The organism is Streptomyces sp. NPDC049577, assembly GCF_040675635.1.
GTDB lineage: Bacteria > Actinomycetota > Actinomycetes > Streptomycetales > Streptomycetaceae > Streptomyces.
Map to the genome: position 1 here is coordinate 1 of NZ_JBFAPH010000061.1, position 22,813 is coordinate 22,813.

General features: G+C 74.5%; 21 protein-coding genes and 1 pseudogene. 18 read left to right on the plus strand and 4 right to left on the minus strand.

Features of this window, described 5'->3' with window-relative positions; translation table 11 throughout:
- Together AB0K09_RS10225 and AB0K09_RS10230 are read right to left on the minus strand one after the other, a co-directional pair.
- A pseudogene (locus AB0K09_RS10225) lies at window positions 1-205 on the minus strand (glycosyltransferase family 1 protein); the annotation flags it as partial.
- Window positions 206-284: 79 nt separating this feature from the next.
- Entirely contained in the window at window positions 285-455 is a 171-nt protein-coding gene (locus AB0K09_RS10230) for a hypothetical protein (protein ID WP_366064865.1), read from the minus strand.
- Window positions 456-624: 169 nt separating this feature from the next.
- Between AB0K09_RS10230 and AB0K09_RS10235 the strand changes: the two genes are divergently transcribed.
- From AB0K09_RS10235 to AB0K09_RS10300, 14 genes are all read left to right on the plus strand, one after another.
- A complete protein-coding gene (locus AB0K09_RS10235; protein WP_366064866.1) occupies window positions 625-1,065 on the plus strand; it encodes an SPW repeat protein in 441 nt (146 codons plus the stop codon).
- 243 nt (window positions 1,066-1,308) lie between these two features.
- Entirely contained in the window at window positions 1,309-2,412 is a 1,104-nt protein-coding gene (locus AB0K09_RS10240) for a pyridoxal-phosphate dependent enzyme (RefSeq protein WP_366064867.1), read from the plus strand.
- The gene (locus AB0K09_RS10245; RefSeq protein WP_366064868.1) at window positions 2,409-3,116 is read left to right on the plus strand and encodes a class I SAM-dependent methyltransferase; all 708 of its coding nucleotides are present in this window, start codon (window positions 2,409-2,411) and stop codon (window positions 3,114-3,116) included. Before AB0K09_RS10240 ends, AB0K09_RS10245 begins: the two co-directional genes overlap by 4 nt.
- 1 nt (window position 3,117) lies before the next feature.
- A complete protein-coding gene (locus AB0K09_RS10250; RefSeq protein WP_366064869.1) occupies window positions 3,118-4,410 on the plus strand; it encodes an ATP-grasp domain-containing protein in 1,293 nt (430 codons plus the stop codon).
- Window positions 4,410-6,923 (plus strand): ATP-grasp domain-containing protein, encoded by a 2,514-nt coding sequence (locus AB0K09_RS10255; protein WP_366064871.1) that lies wholly within the window; start codon window positions 4,410-4,412, stop codon window positions 6,921-6,923. The genes AB0K09_RS10250 and AB0K09_RS10255 overlap by 1 nt, the downstream gene beginning before the upstream one ends.
- On the plus strand, window positions 6,923-7,501 hold the full coding sequence (locus AB0K09_RS10260; RefSeq protein ID WP_366064872.1) for an NADPH-dependent FMN reductase: 579 nt from the start codon (window positions 6,923-6,925) through the stop codon (window positions 7,499-7,501). The genes AB0K09_RS10255 and AB0K09_RS10260 overlap by 1 nt, the downstream gene beginning before the upstream one ends.
- Window positions 7,498-8,121 carry a serine O-acetyltransferase EpsC gene (gene epsC / locus AB0K09_RS10265; RefSeq protein WP_366064873.1) on the plus strand — a complete coding sequence of 208 codons (624 nt, stop codon included), beginning with the start codon at window positions 7,498-7,500 and terminating at the stop codon, window positions 8,119-8,121. The genes AB0K09_RS10260 and epsC overlap by 4 nt, the downstream gene beginning before the upstream one ends.
- Window positions 8,118-9,425 (plus strand): MFS transporter, encoded by a 1,308-nt coding sequence (locus AB0K09_RS10270; protein WP_366064874.1) that lies wholly within the window; start codon window positions 8,118-8,120, stop codon window positions 9,423-9,425. The genes epsC and AB0K09_RS10270 overlap by 4 nt, the downstream gene beginning before the upstream one ends.
- A 259-nt stretch (window positions 9,426-9,684) precedes the next feature.
- On the plus strand, window positions 9,685-11,310 hold the full coding sequence (gene mdlC, locus AB0K09_RS10275) for a benzoylformate decarboxylase (RefSeq protein ID WP_366064875.1): 1,626 nt from the start codon (window positions 9,685-9,687) through the stop codon (window positions 11,308-11,310).
- A 77-nt stretch (window positions 11,311-11,387) separates the two neighbouring features.
- Window positions 11,388-12,791, plus strand: a complete 1,404-nt coding sequence (locus AB0K09_RS10280; RefSeq protein WP_366064876.1) for an FAD-linked oxidase C-terminal domain-containing protein — start codon at window positions 11,388-11,390, stop codon at window positions 12,789-12,791.
- Window positions 12,788-14,215, plus strand: coding sequence for a cytochrome P450 (locus AB0K09_RS10285; RefSeq protein ID WP_366064877.1), 1,428 nt, complete (start codon window positions 12,788-12,790; stop codon window positions 14,213-14,215). The genes AB0K09_RS10280 and AB0K09_RS10285 overlap by 4 nt, the downstream gene beginning before the upstream one ends.
- Entirely contained in the window at window positions 14,212-15,603 is a 1,392-nt protein-coding gene (locus AB0K09_RS10290; protein WP_366064878.1) for a hypothetical protein, read from the plus strand. The genes AB0K09_RS10285 and AB0K09_RS10290 overlap by 4 nt, the downstream gene beginning before the upstream one ends.
- 49 nt (window positions 15,604-15,652) lie before the next feature.
- Window positions 15,653-17,434 (plus strand): peroxidase family protein, encoded by a 1,782-nt coding sequence (locus AB0K09_RS10295; protein WP_366064879.1) that lies wholly within the window; start codon window positions 15,653-15,655, stop codon window positions 17,432-17,434.
- Window positions 17,431-17,709 (plus strand): hypothetical protein, encoded by a 279-nt coding sequence (locus AB0K09_RS10300; RefSeq protein WP_366064880.1) that lies wholly within the window; start codon window positions 17,431-17,433, stop codon window positions 17,707-17,709. Before AB0K09_RS10295 ends, AB0K09_RS10300 begins: the two co-directional genes overlap by 4 nt.
- A gap of 56 nt (window positions 17,710-17,765) precedes the next feature.
- Here AB0K09_RS10300 and AB0K09_RS10305 read toward each other — a convergent pair whose 3' ends face one another.
- Window positions 17,766-18,095 carry a hypothetical protein gene (locus AB0K09_RS10305; protein WP_366064881.1) on the minus strand — a complete coding sequence of 110 codons (330 nt, stop codon included), beginning with the start codon at window positions 18,093-18,095 and terminating at the stop codon, window positions 17,766-17,768.
- Between the two features lie 156 nt (window positions 18,096-18,251).
- On the opposite strand from AB0K09_RS10305, the gene AB0K09_RS10310 reads away from it, so the two are divergent.
- The 3 genes from AB0K09_RS10310 to AB0K09_RS10320 all read left to right on the plus strand — a co-directional run bounded on the left by AB0K09_RS10310 (window position 18,252) and on the right by AB0K09_RS10320 (window position 21,702).
- Window positions 18,252-19,595, plus strand: a complete 1,344-nt coding sequence (locus AB0K09_RS10310; RefSeq protein ID WP_366064882.1) for an FtsW/RodA/SpoVE family cell cycle protein — start codon at window positions 18,252-18,254, stop codon at window positions 19,593-19,595.
- Window positions 19,596-19,614: 19 nt separating this feature from the next.
- Window positions 19,615-21,150 (plus strand): ATP-dependent DNA ligase, encoded by a 1,536-nt coding sequence (locus tag AB0K09_RS10315; protein WP_366064883.1) that lies wholly within the window; start codon window positions 19,615-19,617, stop codon window positions 21,148-21,150.
- A 156-nt stretch (window positions 21,151-21,306) separates the two neighbouring features.
- A complete protein-coding gene (locus AB0K09_RS10320; RefSeq protein WP_366064884.1) occupies window positions 21,307-21,702 on the plus strand; it encodes a hypothetical protein in 396 nt (131 codons plus the stop codon).
- A 96-nt stretch (window positions 21,703-21,798) separates the two neighbouring features.
- Here AB0K09_RS10320 and AB0K09_RS10325 read toward each other — a convergent pair whose 3' ends face one another.
- On the minus strand, window positions 21,799-22,224 hold the full coding sequence (locus AB0K09_RS10325; protein WP_366064885.1) for an ankyrin repeat domain-containing protein: 426 nt from the start codon (window positions 22,222-22,224) through the stop codon (window positions 21,799-21,801).
- Between the two features lie 105 nt (window positions 22,225-22,329).
- Between AB0K09_RS10325 and AB0K09_RS10330 the strand changes: the two genes are divergently transcribed.
- Complete coding sequence (locus tag AB0K09_RS10330; RefSeq protein WP_366064886.1) at window positions 22,330-22,524, plus strand: hypothetical protein; 195 nt, start codon at window positions 22,330-22,332, stop codon at window positions 22,522-22,524.
- The last annotated feature ends 289 nt before the right edge of the window (window positions 22,525-22,813 follow it).

A 22,813-nucleotide genomic window follows, 5' to 3' on the forward strand; every position in this document is an offset into this window, starting at 1 on the left:
CCGCTGAGTTCATGGGAACGATGCTACCCCGGATTTCGTCAGAGTGACGATTTCTCTTGGGGCGGAGCCGGCCGCGCCGTGGCGCACCCCGTTTGGCGAGCGGCTCGTGGCCGCGCCGTACGAGGTGCGCGGCGGTCTGCCAGGCGCAGTGCGCGACGCCGTTCACGTCCGGCGGAAACGATTCGGTGACGATGACGACCCGCATGGAGTAGTTGTCGGCACCCCCCGGGTGCCGACGGCCACGGGGACGTTTCCGCCCGGGGAACGTTCCGTGTCAGGTCGTGTCAGTCCAGGCCCCGGACGATGTGCGGTTCGGGGTCCGTGTCGTCCTCGTCGGCCGGGACGGCTGCCGTCCGGCCGTCGCCGAGCGCGACCGAGCGCGGACGGATCGCGTTCTCCGAGGGGCCGAGGTCCGCTCCGTCGGCGCGGTCCTCCGTCTGTGTGCTCTCTTCCATGGCAGTCGCTCCTCCCCCGCTTCCGTGTTCCTGGAACGGAATGCCTTCCCCGCCGAACGCCTCGGTACGCAGGCATGTCATATTCCGCTAACAGGGTGAAAGCAGGGGGAATTGGGTTAAAATAAAACCCAGGTCCTTCTGGTCTCCACATGGAAAGAAGGTGGCTGACGTGACCGCCCCTACGTCGCCCCGCATCGACCAGCACCCGGACATCCTGGCGCTCCGCGCCCACTCCGAGGAGACGACCGCGGCCCCCAGCGCACAGGCCGTCGAGGCGCTCGCCCTGGTGTGCGGCGTCTATCTGGCCGCTTCACCGTGGATCGTGGGCTTCTACGGCGCGACCACACTGGCGGTGACCAACCTGATCACCGGTATCGCCTTCGCCTGTCTGGCCGGTGGCTTCACCAACGCCTACGAACGTACGCACGCCAACAGCTGGGCCGCCCTGTGCGTAGGCGTCTGGACGATCATCTCTCCGTTCGTCGTGGCCGGGCACGCCTTCGTCACCCGGGCCGTCGTCAGCAACATCATCGTCGGCGTGGTGTGCTGCCTCGCCGCGCTGGCCCTGGCCGGCATGGGCGTCACCAGGAGGTCCCGCACCCGGGGCTGAGCGCCGGCCCCTCCGGGGCACCAGCGCGACACCGCCCCGTCCGCCGAACCGCTTCCCCACGCTCCGCCGCCCGCTGCCCCGGGCGGCGGAGCCGTGACGTGCGGCCGTGAGGTGACGTAGTGCGCCGTCCGCCGTTGGTCGGCCCCGTGCCCCCGACGCATGCTCGGGTGACCCGCAGTCGGCCGGCCACTCGGCAGCGTTCGCCGGCAAGGCTGCTCACTTCGTCGAGGGAGCGCTACCGCCATGGCGGATGCCACCGTCATTCACCACTCGTCCACCGGAGGCGGAGCAGACCCCCTCGGCGACCGCCCGCACACCCCCCTCGTGCCGCTGGAGACGCCCTACGCGCTGCCCCGGGCAGTGGCCGTCGACGCCGTGGACTCCGTGGACTACGCGGCACTGGAGCGGGCGCACCCCGCCTACGGCGACTTCGGCAGCCGGCTCGGCTCCACGCCACTGGTCCCCGTGCCGGGCCCGGACGGCGGCGCCGAGGTGCTCGCCAAGTGCGAATGGCACAACCCGGCGGGATCGATCAAGGACCGGGTGGCCTACGCCCTGCTCGGCAGCGCCCTACAGGCGCACGGCGACCGGCCGCTGACGGAGCTCCGGCTCCTGGAGTACTCGGGGGGCAATCTCGCGCTCGCCCTCTCGGGGCTCTGCGCGGACCTGGGGATCGCGGCGCGCTTCATGCTCTCCTCGGCCAGCCCCGGCAGCCTGCTGGACACCCTGGCCGCGCGCGGCGCCCGCGTCGACCTGATCGACAAGGAGCTCGGCTTCCTCGGGGTCGTCCGCGCGGCCGTGGAGACCGCCCGGCGGGAGCCCGAGTGGACGCTGCTCTACCAGCACCGCAACACGGCCAATCTGTTCTTCCACGAGCGGTCCACCGGCGCCGAGATCGTCGACGGGCTGAAGGGGCGTAAGCCCGCCGCCTGGGTCGCCTCGATCGGCACCGGCGGCACCCTGATCGGCGTGCTGCGCGCCCTGCGCGCCGCCCACCCGGACGTGCGGGCGGTGGGCGTGACCCCGGGCGAACTCCCCTACGGCAGCGAGCAGCCGCCCAACGGACTGCCCAAGTACGGGGGTTCGGGCGGCATGGGCGACGGCGTCCGGCAGCCCTTCGTCACCCTGCACGACGACGAGATCGACCACCACACCATCACCTACCCCGAGGCCGTGGCGGGCATGGCCGAGTTCCGGGACCGCACGGGCGTGCGCATCGGCAGTTCCGCGGCGGCCAACTGGCTGGTCGCCCGGGAGATCGCCGCTGCCCTGCCGCCCTCCGCCACCGTCGTGACCGTCTTCCCCGACGCGGGGACCCCGGAGGAATGGGAGCGCATAGACCGATGACCTCAGCCATGGACCGCGCACAGGCATCCGCCCCCGGCACACCCCCCGCCGCCGACGCGACCGGCGCCACCGACGACTACCGCGCGGTGCTCCACCGCTCCTTCGAGACGCTCTACGACAGCGGCCGCGACTCCTGGACGGGCGAGCCCGCGATGCGCCACCTCGTCGAACTGCTGGGCACCCGGATCGAGCCCGGCAGCCATGTCCTGGACATCGGCGCCGGGCGGCTGCGGGACACCGAGGTACTGCTGACCGCGGGCCACCGCGTCACCGCCGTGGACCTGGTGCGGCTCCCCGAGTGGGAGCGGGCGGCGGCCCGCTGGGGCGAGCGCGTCCGCTTCGCCGCCGGGGACGTGCGGGAACTGGCCGAGGGCGGCGCGCTCGACGTCTTCGACGCCGTGCTGGACAACGGTGTGCTGCACCATCAGCTCCCCGAGGACCACCCCGGCTACCTCGCCGCCCTGCACGGCCGGCTGCGGCCCGGCGGGCTGCTGGCGGTGAGCCTGTTCGCACGGGCCGAGACCGACACCGAGGGCGTGCTGCACACGGCCGGCGACGGCCGGCTGTCGCGGGAGTTCACCACCGCGGAGGCCGAGGCGATGCTGGCGGACGCCGGGTTCGCGGTCATCGCGCAGCGCCGCGTGCCCCGGGAACGGCCGGAGTGGACGTACCTGCTGGTCCTCGCCCGGCGCGGGGAGGGCTGAGATGGCGCACCTGGTCCTGGTCGAGTCGCGGCTGACCGCCGGTTTCGGGCTGCTCCGGGAGGCCGTCGCGCTCGGCCACGAGGTGACGCTGGTGGCCCATTCCGTGCGGCCGTATCTGCGTTCCGAGGGCGCCGGAGCGGACCTGGCGCACGCCACCCGCGTACTGGAGGGGATCACCACGGGTGACGCCGAGGCGCTGGGCGCGGCGCTGGAGGCGCTGCACCGCGACCACCCGGTGGACGGCGTCCTCACCCTGAGCGAGCCGCATCTGCGCTGCACGGCGGAGGCCGCGGCGCGGCTGGGCGTGCCCTACGAGCCGCCGGGCACGTCGGTGCGGCTGCGGGACAAGCACACCGTGCGGACGCTGCTGGAGAAGGCGGGCGTGCCGCAGCCGGACTTCCGGCTCGCCCTGACCGCCGAGGAGGCGGTGGCCGCCGCCGGCGAGCTGGGCTACCCGGTGGTGGTCAAGCCCACCGACGGGTCCGGGAAGCTCGGCGTCGGGGTGGCGCACTACCCCGGCGAGGTCGCGCGGATCGCGGAGCAGACCTTCGAGGCGCGCGACTACGGGCGCTCGATCGTCGGCGCCGGCCGGGTTCTGGTGGAGCGGTACGTTCCGGGGCCGGTGGTGAGCTGCGAGATGCTCACCGTCGACGGCCGGCACCACTTCTACGGCTGTACGGACCGGGTGCTGGCGCCGCCGCCGTACCCGGTGGAGCTGGGCGGCTGCTTCCCGGCCGAGCTGTCGCCGGAGCAGCTGGAGGCCGTGGTGGCCGTGACGGGCGCGGCGCTGGACGCCGTCGGGGTGACCCGCTCGCACACGCACACCGAGCTGGTGCTGGGTCCCGACGGGCCGCAGATCATCGAGGTCAACGGCCGTCTGGTGGGCGGGTTCGTGCCCGAGATGATGAATCTGGTCCTCGGCCACGATGTCTACCACGACGCGATCGACCTGGCGCTGGGCGGCTCGCCGGTGCCGGCGCCGACCAGCGGGGTCGCCTGCATCCGGGCCGTGGTCGCCCGGGAGAGCGGGGTGCTGACGGGGATCGACCTGGAGGGCGCCCGCAGCGCGCCGGGCGTGGCCCGGGTGCTGCTGGACGCCGAGCCCGGGGAACACGTCCGCCCGGCCCGGGTCAACGCCGAACGACTGGGCTTCCTCATCGCCACCGGTGCGTCCGCCGCCGAGGCCACGGCGGCGGCACGGGCCGCTCTGGACCGGGTCGTGCTGCGGGTGACGCCCGGGGAGGGCGACCCGCGGACGGCAGCCGCAGCTTCACCGCACGAAGGAGGCGTCTGATGCCGAACACCCCAGCGGACCGACCCCACATCCTGATCCTCGCCGGGGCGGGCGGCCTGCCGCTGGCCGGCGCCCTGGACTCGGCGGCGACGGTCACCTCCCGGCTCAGCGTCGTGCAGGTGCAGGCCTGGGGGCGGGTCGACGTCTCGGCCGTGCGCAAGGCGTGGCAGGAACGGTTCACCGGAGTATGGCGCAACTGCCCGGACCTTCAGGAGGCGTACGCGGCGGCGCGGGAGATCCACCGCACGTATCCGCTCGACGGCATCGCCACCTTCTCCGAGCTGCTCATCCAGCCGCAGGCGGACCTGGCGGCCGAGTTCGGCCTGCCGGGCAATCCGCCGGAGGCCGTGCGGGCGGCGCAGAACAAGCTGGCGCAGCGCGTCGCGTTACGGGACGCCGGTGTGCTCGACATGCGGTTCGCGGCCATCCGCACGGAGGCGGACCTCGCGGCGGCGGCGGAGAGCGTCGGCTTCCCGTCGGTGTTCAAGCCCGCGTACGGGGCCGCCAGCATGTCGGTGCGCAAGGTCTCCTCGGCCCGGGAGCTGGAGCGGGCCTACCGGGACGCGGTGGCCGCCGCCGACCGTTCGCCCTTCCTCGTCAAGGAGGACCTCTACCTGCTGGAGGAGGTGCTGGTCGGCAGCGCCTGGCACACGGACGAGCGGTACGCGGACTACGTGAGCGTCGAGAGCCTGGTCCAGGACGGCGAGGTGCACCACCTGGGGGTGGTCGACAAGCTGGCCATGCGGCACGGTTACGTCGAGGAGGGCCACGTCTATCCCTCCGCGCTCGACGCCGGGCAGTGCGCCTCGGTCACCGCGCACGCGGGCGCGGCGATCCGCGCGCTGGGGCTGCGCACCGGCGCGGTGCACACCGAGGTCAAGCTGACGGCGGACGGGCCGCGCTGCATCGAGGTCAACGCCCGGCTCGGCGGGCCCATGGGCAATATGTTCCGGGCCGCCTCCGACCACGACATCGTCGCGTCGATCCTGCGTGTCGCCGCCGGCCTGCCCGCCCCGACGGGCGCACGGCCGCGCGGCGCGGTGTGCGTACGGACGGTGCCGGGCCCGGACCGGCCGATGCGGATCGCGCATGTGGCGGACCCGGCGGAGCTGCGCGGGCGGTTCGGCTTCCTGGGCAACATCAGCATGCGCTTCGCGGCCGGCACGGTGGTGGACCCGGGGAAGTTCCCGCACCTGCTGTCCCTGCTGGTCACGGGCGAGGACGCGGACCGGGCGGTGGCCAACGCGGCGACGGTCGAGGAGGCGCTGGCGATCGAGCTGGAGCCGGTGGAGAAGGAGCACGTGCTCTTCGTCGACCGCGTGGGCTACGACCGCTACCGGCTGCCGGACGGCTCCCCGGCCCTGGACCCGGAGCGCCACCGCGTCACGCTGATCACCCGCCCGGAGGTGGTCCACCAGGTCCGCCCCGGCGAGTGCGCCGAGGTGCTGGCCCTGGACATCGGCGACCACGGGCTGCGCGATGCCCTGGCCGCGGCCGTGCACGGGCGCCGGGCCTTCGACCGGGTGCTGGTCTTCACCGAGGCCCTGCTGCTGCCGGTGGCGCACCTGCGGGAGCGGCTGGGCGCCGCCGGGCCGCCGGTCGCCGCGATCACGCCGTTCCGCGACAAGCCCGCGATGAAGCGGGTGGCCGAGCGGGGCGGTCTGGAGGTGGCGGACTGGGCGCCCGTCGAGTCGGCGGCGGAGGCGCTGCCGCTGCTGGAGAAGTACGGCCGCATCGTCCTCAAGCCGCGCGACGGCGCGGGGTCGCGCGGCGTGCACGTCGTGGCGCACGCGGACGAGCTGCGCGCGCTGGACGCCGAACCATCGGTGGATCTGAGCGGGTATCAGGCGGAGGAGTTCATCGACGCGCCGATGCTTCACATCGACGTCGTGGTCCGCCGCGGTGCCGTGCACACCTGCGTGGTCTCGCGGTACCTGTCCTCCACGCTCTCCCACACCACCGGCCGGCCGCTGTCCTCGGTCACCGTGGACGATCCGGACGTGCGGGCGCGCGCGGACGAGCTGACGCGTGCGGTGATCGAGGCGTTCGGGGTCGGGAACAGCGTGCTGCACCTGGAGGCGTTCGAACGCGAGGACGGCCGGCTGCTGTTCAACGAGGTCGCCTGCCGGGCCGGGGGCGGCGGCATCATCCCGGTGGTGCAGGCCGTCACGGGCGTCAATCTGAGCGAGGCCATGGTGCGCCTGGCCATGGACGAGGACCCGACCACCACGTTCCCCCGGCGCGGCGCGGCCGCCGGCTTCTTCATGCGCTACGGGCGGGAGGGCGTGATCGCCGAGATCGACGATGCCGCGATTCCCGCGGAATGGCTGGTGGAGCGACGGCTGGCGGCCGTGCCCGGCAGCCGCTTCACCCCGGTCGGACTGGCCGGCGGCGCGCTGGCCACCTACGTGGTGACCGGCGCGAGCGAGGCCGAGGTGCGCGAGCGCCTGGCGTTCGTCGAGGCGGAGACGTCGGTCGTCTACGCCGACGAGCCGGGGCGGGGTGAGCGCTGATGCGGGCCCTGTGCGTCGTGGGCAGTCCCAGCCCGGGGTCCCACACCTCCGCCCTGGTCCGGCACGTCGGCGTGCTGCTGGCGGAGCGCGGCTTCGAGGTCACGGTCGCCGATCTGGGCGAGCTGGAGCTGCCGCGCTCCCATCCGGACGCCTACTGGAGCGAGGCGCCGCATCCGGTGCCCGCCGCCCGTGACTTCATCGCGGCCGCGCGCGGCGCGGACGCGCTCGTCCTGGGCACGCCCGTCTATCACGCCGGGTACTCGGGAGTGCTGAAGGACGCCCTCGACCTGCTGCCGAAGGACACCTTCGAGGGCAAGGCCATCGGGCTGGCCGCCAACGCCGGCGGTCCACGCGGCTCCAGCGTCGCGGTCGAGCAGCTGCGCCAGGTCGTCAAGGCGCTCGGCGGCTGGCCGGTGCCCGAACAGGTGTGCACGGTGGCATCGGACTTCGCCGGGCGGCACTCGCTGGCGGAGGCCGACGCGATCCGCACGCGCTGCACGGCCATGGCCGACCAGCTCGTCCGGTTCACCCGCGCGATGCGGGCCGGCACCGGCGCCGGCGTCAGGAGTGCGGCGTGAGCGGCCGGCGGCAGGCCGTGCGACGGCTGCGTGAGGACCTTCGGGTGGTGCTGGAGCGCGACCCGGCCGTGCGGCGGACCCATGAGGCCCTGCTCGCGTCCCATCTGCCCGCGCTGTGGCTGCACCGCGTCTCGCACCGCTGGTACGGGCGGGGGCACCGCGCCTCGGCGCGGCTGCTGTCGCTGGCCGGGCGGGTGCTGTCCGGCGGCGTGGAGATCCATCCGGGCGCGGTCATCGGGCGGCGGCTGTTCATCGACCACGGCGCGGCCGTCGTCATCGGCGAGGACGCGGTGATCGGGGACGACGTGACGCTCTACCACCAGGTGACGATCGGTGCCGTCGGCTGGTGGCGGGACCGCCGGCGGCCGCCGGGCGAGCGCCGCCACCCCACGCTCGGCGACCGGGTCGTGGTGGGCGCCAACGCGTCCGTCCTCGGCCCGGTGACGGTCGGCGACGACTGTCTGGTCGGCGCGCACGCCCTCGTCCTGACCGACCTGCCGGCGGGCAGCCGGGTACGGGCCCCGGCCAGCGAGGTCCGGGTGCCGGCCGGCGGCGGGAACGGCGCCGTGCTCGACTTCGGCCCGCCGGGCGCGGGTCAGCGCCAGGAGCGTTCGGCATGAGCACCACCCGAAGCCACCCCGCCGGGAGGGGAGCCGAGATGAGCGACGGGACGCGGACCACCGGGCGTGTGCGGGCCGCCGTCGCGGAGTCGGTGCGCCCGTTCCGGGCCACAGGTCCGCTGCGCCGGCTGTACGTGGCGGTGGCGATCGACGCCGTCGGCCTGGGCATGTACCTGGCCTTCTCCGCGCTCTATCTGACCCAGGGCGTGGGGCTGAGCACGGTCGACACGGGTGTGGTGCTGTCCGTCTCCGGGGTGGCCTCGCTGGTCGGGCTGATGCCCCTGGGCGCGCTCGCCGACCGGCTGGGCGCCCGGCGGGCGCTGGTGCTCTTCTTCGTCTACCGGGCCGCCGCGTTCTGCGCGGTGCTGCTGGCGGTGAACTTCGCGACCGCGGTGGTCACGGTCGCGGCGGCGGGGCTGATCAGCCGGGCGATCGGGCCGGTGACCCAGGCGATGGTGCTGCAGATGGCGGCCGACGAGCGGGAGCGGGTCTCGGCCCTGGCCGCGACGCGGGCGCTACGCAACGCCGGTTACGCCCTCGGTGCGCTGCCCGCGGCGGCGGCCGCGGCGGTCGGCACGCCGGCCGCGTACCGGATCGTCCTGGGCTGCACGGTCCTGGCGTTCGCGGTGACGGCCTGGGTGGCGCGGCGGCTGCCGGACACGGCGGTGCGGCGCAAGGGCGGAGAGCGGCGGCAGGGCGTGGCCCGGGACCGGGGGTTCGTGGCGCTGACCGTGGTCAACGGGGCGTTGTCGCTGCACGCCTTCGTGCTGTCCATCGGGCTGCCGCTGTGGCTGGTGCAGCGGACGGACGCGCCGCGCTGGCTGGCGTCCCTGCTGCTGGTGGTCAACACCGTGCTGACGGTGGTGCTCCAGGTGCGGATGAGCCGGGGTTCGGAGCGTCCGGCCACGGCCCGCCGCATGCTGGTGCGCGCGGGCCTGTGCCTGGCGGCCGTCTGCCTGCTGACCCCGCTCAGCGACGGGCTGCCGGGCTGGGCGGCGGGGGTGCTGCTGGCGGGTCTGGTGGTGCTGCTGACGGTGGGCGAGCTGTGGCACACCTCTGGCAGCTGGGGGCTGGCCGTGGCCCGTACGCCCGCCGAGCGGCAGGGCAGCTACTTGGCGTTCTTCAACCTGGGGTTCACGGTCGTCACCATCGTGGGCCCGGTGCTGATGGGGTTCCTGCTGGCGCTCGGTGTCTGGGGGTGGGTGGCGCTCGGCTGCTGGTTCGCACTCCTGTCCGTGGCGAGCCGGCTGCTCGGCACCCGCGTCTCCTCCCCGGAGTCCCCGGAGACGGTCCAGCCGGCTTGATCGCCGAGCGCCCGGCGGGCGCGTTTGCGCAGCTCCGCGTCCATGTCCCGGCGAATCCGTCGGATCATCTCATCCATGTCAGGCATGGCGGCGACGGTAGGGCCATCGGAGTGGAAGGACGGCGTCCGGCCTGGGCTTTTCACCCGCTCGGATGAATATCGGGTGATCCTCGGCCGTCGTGGCTTCGCCGGTCGGGAAGTGGCAATGCTCCCCTCCCCGACCGGGCACCCCCGGCCCTTCGACCCGAGAGGTGCGAGGCATGACGACCGTACGCGCGGCCACCGTTGAGCTGTTGCGGTCCCGCGGAGTGACGACGGTGTTCGGCAACCCCGGCTCCACCGAGCTGCCCTTCCTCCGGGACTTCCCCGCCGACCTGCGGTACGTCCTCGGGTTGCAGGAGGCCGTCGTCGTCGGGGCGGCCGACGGATACGCGCAGGCCACCGGCTCCACCGCGCTGGTCAATCTGCACACCGCGCCCGGGGTCGGCAACGCGATGGGCGCGCTGGTGACCGCCGCCGCGAATCACACGCCGCTGGTGGTGACGGCCGGTCAGCAGGTCCGGGCCATGATGACCATGGAGGCGCTGCTGACCAACGTGGACGCCACGCTGCTGCCGCGCCCCGCCGTCAAGTGGGCCTGTGAGCCGCCGCGCGCGCAGGACGTGCCCGCCGCCCTGGCCCGGGCCTTCCACGAGGCGGAGAGCGCGCCACGCGGGCCGGTGTTCGTGTCGCTGCCGATGGACGACTTCGACGTGGAGCTCGACGAGGCGGAGACCGCGGCCGCCCGGCGGGCCGCGGGCCGGCGGGTCGAGGGCCGCACGGCGGCGGCCGGGCCGTGCGTGGTGGAGCTGGCCCGGCGGCTGTCGGAGGCCGCCAATCCGGTGCTGGTCACGGGCGGTTCGGTGGACGCGGAGGGCGCGTGGGAGGCGGCGGTGGCGCTCGCCGAGCGCCGGGCGCTGCCGGTGTGGGCGTCGCCGGTCGAGGGGCGGGTCGGCTTCCCGGAGGACCATCCGCTCTACCGAGGGGTGCTCCCGGCGGCCATCGCCCCGCTGTCGCGGGCCCTCGCCGGGCACGACCTGGTGCTGGTGGTGGGCGCGCCGGTGTTCCGCTACTACCCCTATGTGCCGGGGCCGCTGCTGCCGGAGGGGGCCGAGCTGGTGCTGCTCACCAGCGACCCCGGCGAGGCGGCCCGCGCCCCGGTCGGCGACGCCCTGGTGGCGGGGCTGCGGCCGACGCTGGAGGCGCTGACCGAGCTGGTGGAGAAGGGCGACCCCGGCGCCGTCCCGGGCCGGCCGCCCGCCGCACCCGCACCGGACCCGGCCGGGCCACAGGAGGCCGGTGAACCGATGCCGGTGGCCGCCGCCCTGGCCGCGGTCGCGCGCGCCGCGCCCGCCGGCACGCTGTGGGTGAACGAGTCTCCCTCGAACCTCCAGCTCTTCCGGGAGCACGTGCGGATCGGCCGGCCGGGCTCGTTCCTCATGACCACCGGCGGCGGCCTGGGCTTCGGTATGGCGGCGGCCGTCGGCGCCGGGCTCGGCCGGCCGGACCGGCCGGTGGTGGCGGTCGTCGGCGACGGCTCCGCGCAGTACGCCATCACCGCCCTGTGGACGGCCGCCGCCCATCACGTGCCGGTGACCTTCGTGATCCCGGCGAACCGGGAGTACGCGATCCTCAAGTGGTTCGGGCGCTTCGAGAACACCCCCGGCGTGCCCGGCCTGGACCTTCCCGGGATCGACATGTGCGCGCTGGCCCGGGGTTACGGGGTGCCCGCGCACCGGGCCAAGGACCCCGGCCACCTCGCCGAGCTGGTGGCCGGGGCCACCACCGCCCGGAACGGGCCGGTGCTCATCGAGGCCCCCGTCACCACGGTTCCGCCGTCCCTCTGAGGCCGCACACCGTCCGCGCCCCTGTCCGGCGCTTCCTTCCGCATGCCTGCTCGCACGTCCGTCGCATGGAGCTGCCCATGACCGTATCCGTCGGAAGTCCGCTGCTCGCGGACCTGAGCGAAGCCCTGCCCGCCGCTGCCCTGAGCACCGACGACGCCGAACTCGACCGGCACAGCAGGGATTCCGCTCCCTTCAGCGCGGCGGGCAGACCCGCCGTGGTGGTCCGCCCGGAGACCGTCGACCAGGTGCGGCACGTGATGCGCACCGCCCGGGCGCACGGCGTGCCGGTCGTGCCGCAGGGCGCCCGTACCGGGCTCGCCGGGGCGGCCAACGCCGTGGACGGCTGCGTGGTGCTCTCCATGGTCCGGATGAACCGCGTCCTGGAGATCGACGCGGCCAACCGGCTGGTCCGCTGCGAACCGGGCGTCGTCACGGCCGATCTCGCCGCCGCCGTGGCCGGGCACGGCCTGTGCTATCCGCCGGACCCCGCCTCCTGGGAGAGCTGCACGATCGGCGGGAACATCGCCACCGGCGCCGGGGGCCTGTGCTGCGTGAAGTACGGCGTCACGGCCGACTACGTGCTCGGGCTGACGGTCGTCCTCGCCGACGGCGAGCTGCTGACGGTCGGGCGGCGCACGGTCAAGGGTGTCGCCGGCTACGACCTCACCCGGCTGTTCGTCGGGTCGGAGGGCACGCTCGGCGTCATCGTCGAGGCCACGCTGGCCCTGCGCCCACCCCGGCCGCCCGCCCTGGCGCTGCTCGCCCGGTTCGCCTCGGCGAGCGACGCGGGCGAGGCCGCCGGGGCGATCGTCCGCGCGGGCCACGTCCCGTCCGCGCTGGAGCTGCTGGACCGTACGACGACGCGGGCGGTCGCCGCCCTCGGTCATCCCCTGCTGGCCGGGGACGCGGCCGCCACGCTCATCGCGGCGAGCGACGCGCCCGACGCCGCCGAGGCGGTCCGGGAGATGGCGCGCCTGTGCCGCGAGGCGGGTGCCCTGGCCGTGACCGCGGCGAGCGGCGAGGAGGAGACCCGGCAGGTGCTGGACGCCCGGCGGCTGGTGCTGCCCGCGCTCAGCGCCCAGGCCGTGACGATGCCCGGCGACGTCACGGCGTTCATCGAGGACGTCGCCGTGCCGCGCTCCCGGCTGGCGGCCCTGGTCGACCGGATCGAGCGGATCGCCGGGGAGTACGGCCTGTACATCTCGACCGTCGGCCACGCCGGGGACGGCAATCTGCATCCGACCGTCGTCTTCGACCGGTCGGACCCGTCGGCCGTGCGGCGCGCCCGGGAGGCGTACGACGCCATCATGGCCGCCGGTCTGGAGCTGGGCGGCACCATCACCGGCGAGCACGGCGTGGGCACCCTCAAGCGGGACTGGCTCGCCCGCGAGCTCTCCCCGCGTGCCCTGCGGCTGCACCGGGATCTCAAACGGCTGCTCGATCCCGAGGGCCTGCTCAACCCGGGGAAGGTGCTGGCATGAGGCGGCCGCTCGAAACCCTCGGCACCGGCTGCGCCTACGGCGACGGCCTCCCGGTCGGCTCGCTGCCCGTCGCCTCGTCCGGCGAGAACCTGGGGCTCCTGCTCACCTACTTCCTGCCGAGCTATCTCAAGGGCATCTTCCGGCCGCGGCCGCGGCTCGCGCGGCCGCTGGCCCGGCTGGACACCCCCCGGCGCGCCGCACAGCTGATGCGCCGGATGCGGCACCGGCACGGGCCCGGCCCGGTCGTCGTGCGCGGCACCGCCGGGCCCACCCTGCTGGTGCTGGACGCCGAGGACGCGCGGCAGGTCCTGGCCGGGCCGGTCGAGGTGTACGCGGTCGACACGTGGGAGAAGGTGAGCGGGTTCGCCTGTGTGCAGCCCGACGCGCTGGTGACCTCGCACGGCCGGCAGCGCACCGCGCGGCGGGCCTTCAACGACGCGGTGCTGGACGCGGGCGAGCCCGTCCACCGGCTCGCCGGTCACTTCCTGCGGGTGGCCGGGGAGGAGGCCCGGGCGTTGCTCGCGCCCCGGGCGGAGGCGGGTCTGACGCCGGAGGAGATCCGCGCGCGGATCGAGCGCATGGGGCGGCGCTGCTTCCTGGGCGAGGCGGCCGCCGGGGACGAGGAGTTCTCCCGGCTGCTGGAGGCGCTGCTGCTGGAGGCCAACTGGCTGGGTGCGCGCCGCCGGCGCTCCGGGCGGATCCGCCGGACCCGGCGGAAGATGATGCAGCGTCAGGCGAGATATCTGTGCGACGCCGATCCGCGCAGCCTGACGGGGGTGTTCCGCAGCGCGCCCCGGGGCCCGGAGACCGCGCCGGAGGCACAGGTCGCGCACTGGTTCATGGCGCTGGCCGCGGTGCACGCCGCGGTGGTGCAGGCGCTCGCCCTGCTGGCCACGCACCCGCGCCACTACGAGCGTGCCGCCCGGGAGGTCGCGGCGGCCGACAGCGGGCACGGCGCCCGTACGGTGCCGGGCTTCGAGGCCATGCCGTACGTGCGGGCGTGCGTGCAGGAGGCGGTGCGGCTGTGGACGCCGGTGCCCTCGCTGATGCGGCGCACCACGGCCGAGACGCGCTGGCGGTCGTCCGTGGCCCCCGGCGGCGTGAACGTGCTGGTGCCGGCGGCCTTCCACGCCCGGGACGGTGAACGTCTGGACCACGCGCACCGGTTCGCGCCCGAGAAGTGGCTGGACGGCACGGCGGAGGCGGACTGGGCCGTCAGCCCGTTCAGCCGGGGCGAGGCGCAGTGCAGCGGCATGGAGCTGGGGCTGCTGCTGGCGACGGGCTTCGTCGCGGAGTTCCTGCGCGGCGGGGAGATCGCGGTGTCGGGCGTGCGGCTGGGCCCCGGTCGGAAGCTGCCGTACGGCTTCGATGCCACCCGGCTGCGGATCGGCTACCGCGCCTACCGGATCCCGGAGGAGGCGTGACGACCGGCAGCGGTACCTGCGCGGAGCCGTACGAGGCGGCTCCGGACGGGGTGGACGTGGCGGGTCTGTCGGCGCTGGCCCGGGCGCTCGGCGAGACGGCGGGGGCGATCCGGGACGCGGGCCGCGTGCTCACCGCCGTCGCGACGGATCCGTTGCTGGCCGCCTCGCTGGCCCGCTCGCCGCGCAGCGGCGCCCGGGCCCTGGGTTCCCTGACCCGGGCCCTGACCGCACGGGCCGGGCTGGGGTGGGCGGCGGACGGCGGTCCGGTGGGCCGGGCCGTCTGGCTGGGCGGGGTGCTGACCAGCCGCGAGAGCCTGGCGGTCGCGGTGGCGGTCACCTCGCTCAAGCTGCGGGTGCGGCTGTGCGCGGTGCGGCATCCGGAGTTCGACCGGGAGGGCCCGGTCCGGCGGCTGCTGGAGGCGGTCGAGGCCGACCGGCAGCTGCGCGCGCTGCGGGTCTTCCGGCAGAACGTACGGGATCTGGGCGCCGAGCGGGCGCTGGCGGTGCTCGCGCCCTCGCTCACCGAGGTGCTGGCGTGGAACGCCCTGGTGGACGAGAACCCGTTCAACGACGAAGCGGCCTGGCACATCGTCACCGGCACCCGGGCCGACGCCGATCCGCTGCTGGGCACCCGGATCGGGTCCTGGGCTCGCTTCGACCGGGGCCCGGGCCGGGCGGTGGCCGAGCCCCCGGACGCGGTACCGGCGGACCTGCCGGCGCACGGCGGGGGCATCGCCGACCACCTGCGCGCCATCGCGGCCCTGGGCACCGACGGCCGGATGCTGGTGCGGCGCGTGACGGGCCCGGACGGCGTCGACCGCCATCTGGTGCTGCTGCCCGGGATGGCCTTCGGGCGGCCCCGCAACCGCACCCCGCAGGACCTGGTCGGGGCGGTCACGGCGGTGGGCCGCAACGACTCCCCCTACACCCGGGCCGTGCGCAAGGCGCTGGCCCGGGCCGTCCCGGAGGGCTCGGAGCTCGCCCTGGTCGGGCACAGCCTCGGCGGCATCACCGCGATGAACCTGGCCGAGCTGCCCGAGGTCGACCGGCGCTGGCGGCTCACCCATGTCGTCGCCGTCGGCTCGCCGATCGACTTCAAACGCCCCCTCGACCCGGCGACCCGCGTCGTCAGCCTCGTCAACGAGCACGATGTGGTGCCCAATCTGGAGGGTCGCAGTCCGGTCTCCGTCTTCCCGGTGCCGCCGGACTGGCTGGAGATCACCTGGGTGGACCGCTCACACGACTTCCCGCAGTGCCACAGCGCCGGGGTGTACGCGCAGAGCCTGGACCAGGTGGTCCCCGAGGCCCGCGACCGGGTGGACGCACTGCTCGCCGGCTACCGGGGCCGGGTGGAGGAGACCGTCGTCTTCCGCCTGTACGACCGCTGATCCCACGACCGTCCGTACATCCCACGAGTCCCACTGGAGAGCGATCACGTTGAGTCCGGCACCGCGACCGCGCCGCGAATGGCACGCCCTGCCCTTCCCGCTGGCGCTGATGGAGCTCAAACGGCAGCGCGACCTGCTGCGCGCGCACAACCTGTACGACACCTACGGGGCCGGCGGCGAGCGCCCGCGCAGGCCCACGCCCGAGCTGCTGCCGTACCGCAGTTACGACGGCTCCGGCTACGACCCCCACGACGCCGACATGGGCCGGGCCGGCACCCGCTTCGACCGCAACTGCCCGCTGCCGCAGACGTTCCCCGACCCGGAGGACAAGGGCCTGTTCACACCCGGTCCGCGCGAGGTCAGCCGGCGGCTGCTGGCCCGCGACGGCGGCTTCCGCCCGGCGCTGAGCCTCAACATGCTGGCGGCGGCCTGGATCCAGTTCCAGAACCACGGCTGGTTCAGCCACGGCGACAACCTCGTCGACCAGCCCTTCGACGTGCCGCCGGCCGAGGACGACGACTGGCCGCAGTGCCCCATGATGGTGCGCCGCAGCCGCCCCGACCCGGTCGCGCACACCGGCAACAGCCGCCCGCCCACGTACGAGAACACCGTCACCCACTGGTGGGACGGCTCGCAGATCTACGGTTCGAGCGAGGAGCGGTGCCGGTCGCTGCGCACCGGGGAGCACGGCAAGCTGGCCCTGGTGGGCGGCCGGCTGCCCGACGAGCGGCGGCAGGAGCTGTCCGGCATCGACCTGACCGGCTTCAACGACAACTACTGGGTAGGCCTGTCGCTGCTGCACACGCTCTTCGCCAAGGAGCACAACGCGATCTGCGACCGGATCGCCTCCGTCCACCCCACCTGGGACGACGAGCGGCTGTTCCACACCGCGCGGCTGGTCAACGCGGCGGTCATGGCCAAGATCCACACGGTGGAGTGGACGCCGGCCGCCATCGCCCAGCCGGTCACCCGGGCGGCGATGCACATGAACTGGTACGGCGTGCTGCCCGCCCGGCTGCGCCGCCGGGTACGCCGCTTCGGCAAGGGCGAGATGCTCTTCGGCATCCCGGGCTCCCCGACCCGCCACCACACGGCCCCGTACTCGATGACGGAGGAATTCGTCTCCGCCTACCGGCTGCACCCGCTGATCCGTGACGAGTACGAGATCCGCTCGCACCGTACGGGGGCGCTCATCGAGCGGACGGACTTCGAGCCGCTGCAGGCGCTGGCCACCCGCAAGGCGGTCGAGCAGTGGGGCTTCGCGGACCTGCTGTACTCCTTCGGCACCATGCATCCCGGTGCCGTCACCCTGCACAACCACCCCGACTGCCTGCGCGATCTGCTGCGGATCTCGGGGGAGCACGTGGACCTCGGGACGGTGGACGTGCTGCGCGACCGGGAGCGCGGCGTTCCGCGCTACACCGCCTTCCGTGCGGCGCTGCACCGCCCGCCGGTGTCCACCTTCGAGGAGCTGACCGGCGGCGACGAGGTCCTGGCGGCCGAGCTGCGGGAGGTCTACGACGGGCGGCTGGACCGGGTCGACACCATGGTCGGCATGTACGCCGAGCCCAGGCCGCGGGGGTTCGCGTTCAGCGACACGGCCTTCCGGGTGTTCGTGCTGATGGCGTCGCGCCGGCTGAAGAGCGACCGGTTCTTCACCACGGACTACCGGCCCGAGGTCTACACCGCGGAGGGCCTGGAGTGGGTCGACCGCACGAGCATGCGCGACGTCCTGCTGCGCCACCATCCGGAGCTCGGCCCCGCGCTGGAGGGGGTCGGCAACGCGTTCGCACCGTGGGCGTCGCCGCTGTCGAAGGGGGTGGTGTGGTGAGCGGATCGGGTGCGTCCTGGTCGCGGACGGTGCGCGCACAGGCGGACCGGCTGCGGGAGGAGGCCGGGCGGCTGCGGGTGAGCGCCGCGGCGGTCACCCTGCCCGGCGCGGAAGGCGTGGAGCTGCGCCTGCGGATCCTGTCGCACGCCGAGCGCGCGGAGACGGCCGCACGCTCGCTGGACGGCGCGGCGGACGCGCTGCTGGGTCATGAGGCGGTGCTGGCCGCCCTGGCGCGCGGGAGGGACGCGGGAGGCGGGGCCCGGCAGCTCGGCTGAGGACCGGCCGGGCCGGGGGTGTGCGGGATTCCCCCGGCCCCGTCCGGGTCACGGGCTCACGGGCTCACGGGCTGTGTCTCGGCGGTGGCGTACCAGCGGTCGCCGCGGAGCTCGGCCAGGCCGTGGCCGGCGAGTCCGTTGACGTGCTTGAGGATGGTGCGTGCCTGGTAGCCGACGGAGGCGCACAGCTCCTCGACGGACGCGCCGGCGGCGCCGACGGCGAGCAGCCCGTCCCACGTACGGGCCTCGTGCCGGCCGAGGCCGGGGACGGTCCGGGCCGGGATCCGGACGGCGGGCTGGGGCGATCCCTGGGGCCGGGCGGACCCGACCGGGCGCGGGGTGCGGTTGACCCGGCGGTGCCTGCGGCCCTTCTGGCGTTTGCTCATGGATGTACCACTGCTCCGTCCTGTGTCGGGTGCCGTCGTGGCGTCAACTCGACGCGTCGACGGCCGGTTACGGCGGTCCCTATGAGTGTGCGCGACGTCACCCACAGTGAAGGGGAATCCGCGCGCGCACCGCGTGCCGCGCGTCATCATGACGGGGTGGAAGCGGAGATCGTGCGGGGCCGGCGGGCCAGGGAGGCGCTGCTGCTCGCCCTCGCCGTTCTCGTCGGCTGCTCCGGCTACGTCTACACGGGACTGTCGGTGACGGGCCGGGTCCCGGAGGGGCTGCCGGGCTTCGTCGCGGCGCTGGTCTCGCTGGCGCTGGTGCCCCATCTGGCGGTGCGCCGCTGGGCGCCGCACGCGGATCCGGTGATCCTGCCGCTGGCCGTGCTGCTCTCGGCGCTCGGGCTGGTGCTGCTGTTCCGGCTCGACTTCGCCTACCGGGCCCGCTACCACTCGTCCCCGACCGCTCCCGGGCAGCTGACGTGGACGGTCATGGGGGTGGCGGTCTGCGTCGGGGTGCTGGTGCTGCTGCGCGACCACCGGCGGCTCCAGCGGTACATCTACGTGACGATGGCCGTGGCCCTGGTGCTCCTGATGGCGCCCGCGTTCTTCCCGGGCGACACCTACGGCGCCAAGCGGTGGATCTTCCTCGGGCCGCTGTCGCTCCAGCCCGGCGAATTCGTCAAGATCATGATTGCCGTGTTCTTCGCCGGCTACCTGGTCATCCACCGCAACGCGCTCGCGCTGACCGGCCGCAAGGTGCTGGGGGTCCGGCTGCCGCCGGGCAGACAGCTGGGCCCGATCCTGGCGGTGTGGGTGCTCAGCCTGCTGGTGCTGGTCCTCGAGCGCGACCTGGGCACCTCGCTGATCTTTTTCGGGCTCTTCGTCGCCATGCTGTACGCCGCGACCGAGCGCACCGGCTGGGTGGTGTGCGGCCTGCTGATGGCGGCGCTGGGCGCGGGGGTCGTGGGTTCGTTGGAGCCGCACGTCAAGGGCCGGATCGTGGCCTGGCTGCACCCCTTCGACATCTTCCTGCCCGCGGACCGCAGGCCCAAGGGGCTGGTCTCCGGCCAGCTGGCGGACGCCCTGTTCGGTTTCGGCAGCGGCGGCCTCACCGGTACGGGACTGGGCCGGGGCCACCCGGAGCTGATCGGCTTCGCGGGCCGCAGCGACTTCATCCTCACCACCGTCGGGGAGGAGCTGGGGCTGGCCGGGACCATGGTGGTGCTCATGCTGTACGCGCTGCTGGCCGAGCGCGGCATGAGCGTGGCGCTGCGCTCGCGCGACCCCTTCGGCAAGCTGCTGGCGGTGGGGCTGGCGGCCGCGCTGGCCCTCCAGGTGTTCGTGGTGGCCGGCGGTGTCATGGGGCTGATCCCGCTGACCGGCAAGGCCCTGCCCTTCCTGGCCAAGGGCGGGTCGTCGCTGGTCGCCAACTGGCTGATGGTGGCCCTGCTGCTGCGCATCAGCGACGGCGCCGGCCGGGAGGGCGCCGCGTCCTGAGCGGTCGCATCATGGGTACATGCTGCTGGCGGAGCTCGCACGGGTCTCCGAGGAGGTCGCCGCGACGAATGCGCGGTCGGCGAAGACCGCCCTGCTGGCGGGGCTGTTCCGGGACGCCGAGCCCGACGACGCGCCGGTCGTCATCCCGTATCTCGCGGGCCGGCTGCCGCAGCGCCGGATCGGGGTCGGCTGGAGCACGCTGCGCGACGGCCCCGCCCCGGCGCCCGGGCCGTCCCTGACCGTGGCCGAGGTCGACGCGGCGCTCGGCCGCATCGCCGCGGTGAGCGGCAAGGGCGCGCAGGCCGAGCGGAAGCGGCTCACGCACGCCCTGCTGGGCCGGGCGACCGAACAGGAACAGCGCTTCCTGCTGCGGCTGATCGGGGGTGAGCTGCGCCAGGGCGCGCTGGACGCGATGGCCGTCGAGGGCCTGGCGGCCGCGTCGGGCGCCGCCCCGGAGGCGGTGCGGCGCGCGGTGATGCTCGGCGGCTCCCTGGGCGCGGTCGCCCGCTCCCTGCTGGCGGAGGGGCCGGCGGCCCTGGCGGAGTACCGGCTGCGGGTGGGCCGCCCGGTGCAGCCGATGCTCGCCCAGAGCGCGAAGGACGTGGACGAGGCGCTGGACCGGCTCGGGCCCTGCGCGGTGGAGGAGAAGCTGGACGGTATCCGGGTGCAGGTGCACGTGGCGGACGGGACGGTGCGGGTCTTCACCCGCACGCTGGACGAGATCACCGAACGGCTGCCCGAGCTGACCGCCGCGGCGTCGGAACTGCCCGTGTCCTCGGCGGTCCTGGACGGCGAGGTCATCGCGCTGGACGCGGCGGGCCGGCCCCGTCCCTTCCAGGACGTCGCCGGCCGGGTCGGCTCGCGCCTCGACGTGCCGGGCGCGGGCGCGGCCCTGCCGCTGTCGCCCGTCTTCTTCGACCTGCTGGCCGTCGACGGCCGGGAACTGCTCGCGCTGCCGGTGTCGGAGCGCCACGCGGAGCTGGCCCGGGTGGTGCCGGAGCCCTTGCGGGTGCGGCGCCTGGAGGTGCCCGATCCGGCGGCCCCCGCCGCGCGGGCGGCGGCGCGGGAATTCTCCCGCGCGGTGCTGGAGCGGGGGCACGAGGGCCTGGTGGTCAAGGCCCTCGGCTCCCCCTACACCGCCGGGCGGCGGGGCGCGTCCTGGCTGAAGGTGAAGCCGGTCTTCACGCTGGACCTGGTGGTCCTGGCCGCCGAGTGGGGCCACGGGCGGCGGAGCGGGAAGCTGTCCAACCTCCATCTGGGCGCCCGCCGCCCGGACGGCTCGTTCGCCATGCTGGGCAAGACGTTCAAGGGACTGACGGACGCGATGCTCACCTGGCAGACCGAGCGCCTGCGGGAACTCGCCGTGAGCGACGACGGGTTCGTGGTGCGGGTGCGCCCGGAGCTGGTGGTGGAGATCGCGTACGACGGGTTGCAGCGGTCCACGCGGTATCCGGCGGGGGTGGCGCTGCGGTTCGCACGGGTGGTGCGGTACCGGGAGGACAAGAGGGCGTCGGACGCCGACACCGTTGACACGGTGCTGGCGTCGTATCGCTGACCCGCCGGTGCCGGGTGGGGCGGGCCGGTGGGCCGGTGGTGCACCCCCATTGCCGAGCGGCACGACTGCCCGCAACCCCGGCTAGCGGGTGACCTCAGCCGGGCGGAGACGGCCGGGTCGGCGCCGGTGACGGGCCACTTCAGGGTGCGGTCGGCGGTGCCGGTGGACCGGACGGAGACCAGCAGCCGCCCCTTGCCGGCGCGGACGGTGACGGTCAGCCCGGTGTCCTTGTACGTCCAGCGGGCGCCGTCCGCCGTGGTGGTGACGGGCCCGGGCGTGCCGGGGGCGGTGGCGGCCGGCGCGGACAGCTCCAGGGTCGCGCCGGCCGCCGTGCGGGCGGTCACGCGCAGGGTGGTGGTGTCGACAGTGGCGGTGCCGCCCCGGACGGGCACGTCGACGAGGTGGCCGTGGACGCGGGCCGACTGCGCGGCGCGCGGGGCGGCCGCGCCGGCGGAGGAGGCGGCGAGGGTGACGCACGGCAAGGTCGCCGCCAGCGCCACCGCGGCGGCGCGGGCGGTTCGACGGGAGGTGATGAAGGGCATGAGGAGTTGATAGTCGGCGGCTCTAAGAAGGTTGCGAGAGGTTGTGAGAGACCGCCGTCGGCCGGGGCGTTGACGGTATGTCAGCACCCCGGCCCGGCCGGGGCGTTCACCGCCCCTGGAAGAGCTCCATCAGGTCCTTGCGGTCGAAGACGGTCGCCGTCTCGATCGCGGAGGGCGCCCCGGCGGCCGGGTCCGCGCCGTGCGCGACGAGGATCCGCACGATCTCCTCCTCACCCTTGAACACCGCGCCCGCCAGGGGCGTCTGCCCCCGGTCGTTGGTGCGGTTGGGGTCGGCGCCGCGCTCCAGCAGGGAGCGGACGACGTCGGGGTGGCCGTGGTAGGCGGCGAGCATCAGGAGCGAGTCGCCCTTGTCGTTGGTGAGGTTCACGGGGACGCCGGCGTCCACGTAGGCGGCCAGGGTGTCGGTGTCGCCGTGCCGGGCCAGGTCGAAGACCTTGGCCGCGAGCTGGAGCATCTCGGGATCGTGGGCGGGCTCGTCGGGAGTCGGCTTCTCGGGCGTCGGCTCGGGCATGGTGTGCGGTCCTCCGTACGGGTGTGTCCCCAGTTGCCGGAATAATACGATCTGTGATGCTGGAGGGACCCACGGTGACCGTCCCCCAGTACCCAGGAGAATCCCATGATCCTCTCCATCTCGGGCGTCGTCCTGCTCGGAGTCATCGCCTTTCTCTTCTTCCGCAAGGACGGCCTGAAAGCGTCGCACGGGCTGGTGTGCGCGCTCTTCGGCTTCTACCTGTCCAGCACGGCGATCGCGCCGAGCATCAAGGCGGGCGGCGCGAGCCTGGCCAGCCTGCTGGGCGGCATCAAGTTCTGACCGCGGCCGCGCCCGGTCGCGGCACCGACACCAGGAGGCCGACGTGGGCCGGAGAGGGCTCCCCCGCCGCACGCGCTGGGCACTCCCCCCGGCGTTCACTGCCAGGACGGCCAGGGGCAAGGCGGCCCACGGCCGGGCGATCGCGCGGGACGTCGCGGACGAGACGCGCGAGGTGTTCCAGCCGCTGTTCACCTGCACCGGTGTGGATCTGGGGCGACGACGCACAGCGCCGCAGGGTCGCCGAGCTCGCGCTCGGCCGGGCCTGGGGCACCGCCGGCATCAGCGAGGA